This is a genomic window from Variovorax sp. 20P10.2.4 (assembly GCF_058244205.1).
Genome location: NZ_JBZAYE010000500.1, coordinates 1 through 5,565 on the forward strand (window position 1 = coordinate 1; position 5,565 = coordinate 5,565).

At 71.2% G+C, this 5,565-nt stretch carries 8 protein-coding genes; 5 read left to right on the top strand and 3 right to left on the bottom strand.

The features are described 5' to 3' along the window. Positions 1-656 (top strand): alpha/beta fold hydrolase (locus AC27VN_RS31275; protein WP_490879071.1); only part of this gene is annotated, 656 nt, incomplete at its 5' end. A 48-nt stretch (positions 657-704) separates the two neighbouring features. After that, entirely contained in the window at positions 705-1,697 is a 993-nt protein-coding gene (locus tag AC27VN_RS31280) for a tripartite tricarboxylate transporter substrate binding protein (protein ID WP_490879072.1), read from the top strand. 9 nt (positions 1,698-1,706) lie between these two features. Here AC27VN_RS31280 and AC27VN_RS31285 read toward each other — a convergent pair whose 3' ends face one another. Continuing rightward, a complete protein-coding gene (locus AC27VN_RS31285) occupies positions 1,707-2,114 on the bottom strand; it encodes a winged helix-turn-helix transcriptional regulator (RefSeq protein WP_490879073.1) in 408 nt (135 codons plus the stop codon). Between the two features lie 90 nt (positions 2,115-2,204). Between AC27VN_RS31285 and AC27VN_RS31290 the strand changes: the two genes are divergently transcribed. Then, positions 2,205-2,522, top strand: a complete 318-nt coding sequence (locus tag AC27VN_RS31290) for a DMT family transporter (protein ID WP_413763869.1) — start codon at positions 2,205-2,207, stop codon at positions 2,520-2,522. A 5-nt stretch (positions 2,523-2,527) separates the two neighbouring features. Beyond that, positions 2,528-3,160, top strand: coding sequence for an FMN-dependent NADH-azoreductase (locus AC27VN_RS31295; RefSeq protein WP_490879074.1), 633 nt, complete (start codon positions 2,528-2,530; stop codon positions 3,158-3,160). Here AC27VN_RS31295 and AC27VN_RS31300 read toward each other — a convergent pair. Further along, positions 3,157-3,687, bottom strand: a complete 531-nt coding sequence (locus tag AC27VN_RS31300; protein ID WP_490879075.1) for a DUF2878 domain-containing protein — start codon at positions 3,685-3,687, stop codon at positions 3,157-3,159. The two genes, AC27VN_RS31295 and AC27VN_RS31300, sit on opposite strands and share 4 nt — an antisense overlap. 41 nt (positions 3,688-3,728) lie before the next feature. Beyond that, on the bottom strand, positions 3,729-4,682 hold the full coding sequence (locus AC27VN_RS31305) for a GlxA family transcriptional regulator (RefSeq protein WP_208511873.1): 954 nt from the start codon (positions 4,680-4,682) through the stop codon (positions 3,729-3,731). A gap of 110 nt (positions 4,683-4,792) precedes the next feature. Here AC27VN_RS31305 and AC27VN_RS31310 point away from each other — a divergent pair. Next, positions 4,793-5,565 (top strand): SDR family NAD(P)-dependent oxidoreductase (locus AC27VN_RS31310; protein ID WP_490879076.1); only part of this gene is annotated, 773 nt, incomplete at its 3' end.

The following is a 5,565-nucleotide window of genomic DNA, read 5'->3' on the forward strand; positions in this document are numbered from 1 at the left end:
GCGCGCTGGGCTTCGAGCGCTTCGCGGTGATCGGCCACGACCGCGGCGCGCGCGTGGCGCACCGGCTGTGCCTCGACCATCCGGACCGCGTCGAGGCCTTCGGCTCGATCACCGTGATTCCCACCGTCGAGATGTGGGCGCGCGCGAACAAGGACTTCGGCCTCAAGAGCTGGCACTGGTTCATGCTGGCCCAGCCCTTCGACCTGCCCGAGCGCCTGCTCGCGGCCGACCCGGCCTTCTTCCTCGACTGGACGCTGCGCAACATGGTGCGGCGCTTCGACGCGGTGACGCCCGAGGCCCATGCCGAGTACCTGCGCGCCTTCTCGCGCGAGAGCGTGCGCCACGCGATGATCGAGGACTACCGCGCCGCCGCGTCGATCGACCTCGAACACGACGAACACGGCCGTGCCGCCGGCGAGCGCGTGCGCTGCCCGGTGCATGTGCTGTGGGAGCGCGGGCGCTTCCCGGCCGAACGCACGCCGGTCCACATCTGGCGCGACGCGGCCGCCGCGGGCACGCCCGTCGGCGGCGGCGAGATCGACTGCGGCCACCTGATGATGGAAGAAGCGCCCGAGGCGGTGCTCGCCGAGCTGCTGCCCTTCCTGCGCGCGCACTGGCCTTCGCCAAGCGCCGCGCATCCGAGCCACATCCCCTGAACACGAACCCGAGGGCGCATCCGCACGCCCTCTTGCTGGAGACATGCCATGACTTTCCGCCACCGCCCTTCCTCGCCGCGCCGCGCGCTGCTGCTCGCCGCCGGCCTCGCGCTGGCCGCGCCCCTGCACGCCATCGCGCAAGGTGCCTATCCCTCGAAGCCGATCCACCTCGTGGTGGGCTTTCCGCCCGGCGGGCCGGCCGACCTCGCGGCGCGCATCGTCGGCGAGAAGCTCGCGCAGGACCTGCGCCAGCCGGTGCTGGTCGAGAACCGGCCCGGCGCCTCGCAGAACATCGCGGCCGACTACGTGGCCAAGAGCGCGGCCGACGGCTACACGCTGCTGATGGGCAGCACCGCGGTGGTGGTGAACCACTTCCTCTACAAGGACATGCGCTTCGACGTGTTCAACGACCTGGTGCCCGTGGGCACGGCCGCGCGCACGCCGCTGATGGTGGTGGCCAATCCGCGCTTCGCCGCGAAGAACATGAAGGAGCTGGTGGCCGCCGCCAAGGCCGCGCCCGGCAAGATCAACTACGGCTCGGGCGTGCGCGCGAGCACCACGCACCTGGCGGTGGAAGCCTTCAAGGCGCAGGCCGGCATCGAGGTCTCGAACATCCCCTACCAGGGCGCGGGCCCGATGCTCACCGACCTGATGGGCGGCCAGGTCAGCTTCGCCTTCGACACCATGGTGACCTCGATGCCGCTGGTGAAGGCCGGCCGATTGCATGCGCTGGCGGTCACCAGCGCCACGCGCTCGCCGATCGCGCCCGAGCTGCCGACCGTGGCCGAGTCGGGCTACCCGGGCTTCGAGGCCATCGGCTGGTTCGGCATCCTCGCGCCCAAGGGCACGCCGCAGCCTGTGGTGCAGCGGCTCAATGCCTCGCTGCAGAAGGTGCTGGCCGCGCCCGACGTGGCCCAGCGCCTGGCCGGCGCGGGCGGCGACGTGATGCCGGGCACGCCCGAGGACTTCGCGCGGCTGATGCGCAGCGAGTCGGAGAAATGGGGCAGTGTCATCAAGCGCGTGGGCATCACGCTCGACTGAACAGCGACTTCAGAGCGCTGCGATCGCGGCCTGCCGCGCGCGGTCGATCTCCGCATGGTTGGCCTCGGCCCAGCGATCGACCGCGATCAGCGTGCGGCTCAGCGACAACCCGAGCGGGCTCAGCCGGTACTCGACGTGCGGCGGCACGGTCTGGTGGTCCTCGCGCAGCACCAGGCCATTGATCTCGAGATCGCGCAGGGTCTGCGTGAGCATCTTCTGCGAGATGCCGCCGACCCGGCGCAGCAGCTCGTTGTTGCGCAGCGGCTCGTCGCGCAGCAGCGGAATGATCAGCAGCGCCCACTTGTTGGCGACGAGCTCGAGCACGCGGCGCGAGGGGCAGCCGGCGCTCCAGACGTCGGCGGGCGCGGGCTCTGCCACGGCGGCGGGTTTCTTCGATGCGGGCATGGCGATTCCCATGGTTACCAGAAGGTGCGTACTTGTGGCTTGGTGCCTGGGCCGGAATTATCCGTTTCCACATCAACCCTGCACACAACGGAGGAACGGATCATGGGATGGTTGTTACTGCTGGCGGCCGGCGTGGTCGAGATCGCGATGGCCGCGGCGCTCAAGCGCTCGGAGGACTGGACCCGGCTCTGGCCCTCGGTCGTCGGCGTGGCGAGCGCGTTGCTGAGCATCTTCCTGCTCGCCAGGTCGCTGCGCTATCTGCCGTTGGGCCTGGCCTATGCGGTGTGGACCGGCATCGGCTCGGTCGGCGTGGTGCTGATGGGCGTGCTCGCCTTCGGCGAGACGCTGTCGGGTCCGCGCATGGCCTGCATCGCGCTGGTGGTGGCGGGCACCGTCGGCCTGCGCACGCTGGAGGGCTGAGCGGCATGGCTTCGACGATCCTCCACATCCAGGCCTCGCCCTCGGGCGAGCGCTCGCGCTCCATCGACACGGCACGGCATTTCCTGCAGCGGCTGCGCGAGCGCGACCCCACGGCCGAGATCCGCACCCTCGACGTCTGGGCGCTCGACCTGCCGCCCTTCGACGCCACCATGATCGACGCCAAGTTCGCGGTGCTGCGCGCGCAAACCGCCACCGACGAACAGCGGCGGCACTGGCAGCGCGCCGTGCGCCTCGCGCAGGAGTTCAACGCAGCCGACAAGTACGTGTTCAGCCTGCCGATGTGGAACTTCGGCCTGCCCTACCGGCTGAAGCACTACATCGACGTCGTGACCCTGCCGGGCGAGAACTGGCGCTGGTCGGCGCAGGAGGGCTACACCGGCCTGCTGCAAGGCAAGCGCGCGGCGCTGGTCTATTCGAGCGCGAGCGACTACCCGGTGGGCCTGCCCTCGCATGCGCGCGATTTCCAGAAGCCGTACATGCGCACCTGGCTCGAGTTCCTCGGCATCGTCGACGTGGTGGAGCTGGCCGTGGCGCCGACGCTGGCGCCGCCCGAGGCGGTGGCCACGAACCTCGCGCGCGCCAGGGCACGGGCCGACGAACTCGCGCGCGACTTCTAGCGCGGCGGCTCGCCCACGCCATCGAAGCGCTGCGCGAGCCACACCAGCAGCGGCATCGCCACCGCCCAGACGACGGCCAGCACCGCGAGCGCCGGCACCCGGTCGACGAACTGGGCCGCGCCCAGCTTCACGCCCGCCACGAACGACGCCGGCCCGCAGACCGCGCCCAGCACCGCCGCGAGCAGGTAGCGCCGCCGCAGCCAGCGCAGGGTGACGTTGAGCGCGATCGCGAACAGGCCCCACAGCGCGACCATCCAGTACGGCGCGAGCTGCGCGACCGGCTGCCCCGAGGGATAGCGCACCAGCCCGCCGAGGGCATGGCCGGTTTCGATCACCACGCCCAGCGCGCAGGCGATGGCCACCAGCCGGGCCTCCTGCGCGGGCCGGGCCGACACCCACAGGTGCCAGCCAATCGCCGCCGCGACGCAGGCCGTGCCCCACAGCGGATGGCCATGCGCCGCGCCGAGCACGGCCGCGAACCAGGCGAGCTGGAACACGACGAAATTGGCGATCCGAACGGCGGTCATGGCAACAGGTACGCGCGCCGCGGCGATCCGGATGCCGCGATCTACATCGCGGGTGCGTGCGTGCGCGCCGCCGCGCGACGCAGGCTCTGCGGCGGCTGGCCGAAGGCGCGGTGGAAGGCGCGCCGCATGCGCTCGGGATCGGAGAAGCCGGTCTGCGCCGCGATGCGGTCGACCGACTGGCCGCCCTCCTCGATCAGGATGCGCGCGGTCTCCACGCGCAGCTTCTCGATCGCGCGCGCCGGCGACTGGCCGGTTTCGGCCAGGAAGGCGCGGCTGAACTGGCGCGGGCTCAGGTGCGCCACCTCGGCGAGCTGGTCGACCGAGAGGTTCTTGTGCAGGTTCTTCTTCGCATAGTCGAGCGCCTGCTGGATGCGGTCGGTGCGCGGCTCGAGCTCGAGCAGCGCCGAGAACTGCGACTGCCCGCCCGCGCGCCGGTGGTAGATGACCAGCTTGCGCGCCACCGCGCGCGACAGCTCGAGGCCCAGGTCGCCCTCGACCAGCGCGAGCGCGAGGTCGATGCAGGCGGTCATGCCGGCCGAGGTCCAGACCGGGCCGTCCTGGATGAAGATGCCGTCCTCCTCCACGCGGATGGCCGGGAAGCCGCGCTGCAGCTCGCGCGCGAAATGCCAGTGCGTGGTGGCGCGGCGACCGTCGAGCAGGCCGGCCTCGGCCAGCACGAAGGCGCCGGTGCAGATGCTGCCCAGGCGCCGCGTGCGCGGCAGCGCGCGGCGCAGGAAGTCGAGCAGGCCGCCCGAGCTCGGTGGCACCGTGGTCGAGCCCGCGACCAGCAGGGTGTCGAAGCGGCGCCGGTCGAAGGCGCGCGAATCGACCGTGACGCCGGCCGTGCTGGCCACCGGGCCGCCGTGCTCCGACAGCACCTCGAGTTCGTAGACCGGGCGCCCCGCCTCGGCGTTCGCGAGCTCGAAGACCGAGAGGGCCACCAGGTCGAGGATCTGGAAACCGGGAAAGACGACGAGGCCGATGCGCTGGGTCATGATGTCTTTAAAGGAGGGAAACATGTCATTTGAGACATCAGTGTCCGACCCAAACTCCTGGCTGTCAAACCACCTTTCCTCATCCCCTTCGACATCCAAGGACCTTTCCCATGAGCTCGCAAGACATCGCCATCTCCGCCCCCGGCAAGGGCACCGCGCTGATCACCGGCGCTTCCACCGGCATCGGCGCCGTCTACGCCGAGCGCCTCGCGCGCCGCGGCCACGACCTCGTGCTGGTCGCGCGCAACAAGGAGCGCCTCGAGGCGCTGGCCGAACGGCTGGTGCGGGAGACCGGCCGCCGCGTCGAGGTGCTCGCCGCCGACCTCACGGCCACCGCCGACCTGCGCCGGGTCGAGGAGCGGCTGCGTACCGACGAACGCATCACCCTGCTGCTCAACAACGCCGGCCTCGGCGCCACCGCGACCCTGCTCGATTCCGACCCCGACCAGATCGACACCATGATCCAGCTCAACGTGGTCGCGCTCACCCGCCTCACGCGCGCCGTGGCGCCGGGCTTCGTCGCGCGCGGCGGCGGCGCGCTGATCAACATCGCCTCGATCGTCGCGCTCTCGCCCGAGCTGCTCAACGGCAGCTACAGCGGCAGCAAGGCCTACGTGGTCAACCTGAGCCAGTCGCTGCACCACGAGCTCGGCGCCAAGGGCGTGAAGGTGCAGGCCGTGCTGCCGGGCGCCACGCGCACCGACTTCTGGGGCATCGCGGGCGTGCCGGTCGAGCACCTGCCGCAGGAGATCGTGATGTCGGCCGAGGACCTGGTCGATAGCGCCCTGGCCGGCTTCGACGCGGGCGAGCTGATCACCATTCCCTCGCTGCCCGACGTGGAAGACTGGCAGCGCTTCGACGCCGCGCGCCAGGCGCTGGGCCC

What these genes read in the sequence shown, in the direction of transcription:
- AC27VN_RS31280 (WP_490879072.1), top strand. Translation starts at nt 705, where the DNA reads ATGACTTTCCGCCACCGCCCTTCCTCGCCGCGCCGCGCGCTGCTGCTC.
- AC27VN_RS31285 (WP_490879073.1), bottom strand. Translation starts at nt 2,114, where the DNA reads ATGGGAATCGCCATGCCCGCATCGAAGAAACCCGCCGCCGTGGCAGAG.
- AC27VN_RS31290 (WP_413763869.1), top strand. Translation starts at nt 2,205, where the DNA reads ATGGGATGGTTGTTACTGCTGGCGGCCGGCGTGGTCGAGATCGCGATG.
- AC27VN_RS31295 (WP_490879074.1), top strand. Translation starts at nt 2,528, where the DNA reads ATGGCTTCGACGATCCTCCACATCCAGGCCTCGCCCTCGGGCGAGCGC.
- AC27VN_RS31300 (WP_490879075.1), bottom strand. Translation starts at nt 3,687, where the DNA reads ATGACCGCCGTTCGGATCGCCAATTTCGTCGTGTTCCAGCTCGCCTGG.
- AC27VN_RS31305 (WP_208511873.1), bottom strand. Translation starts at nt 4,682, where the DNA reads ATGACCCAGCGCATCGGCCTCGTCGTCTTTCCCGGTTTCCAGATCCTC.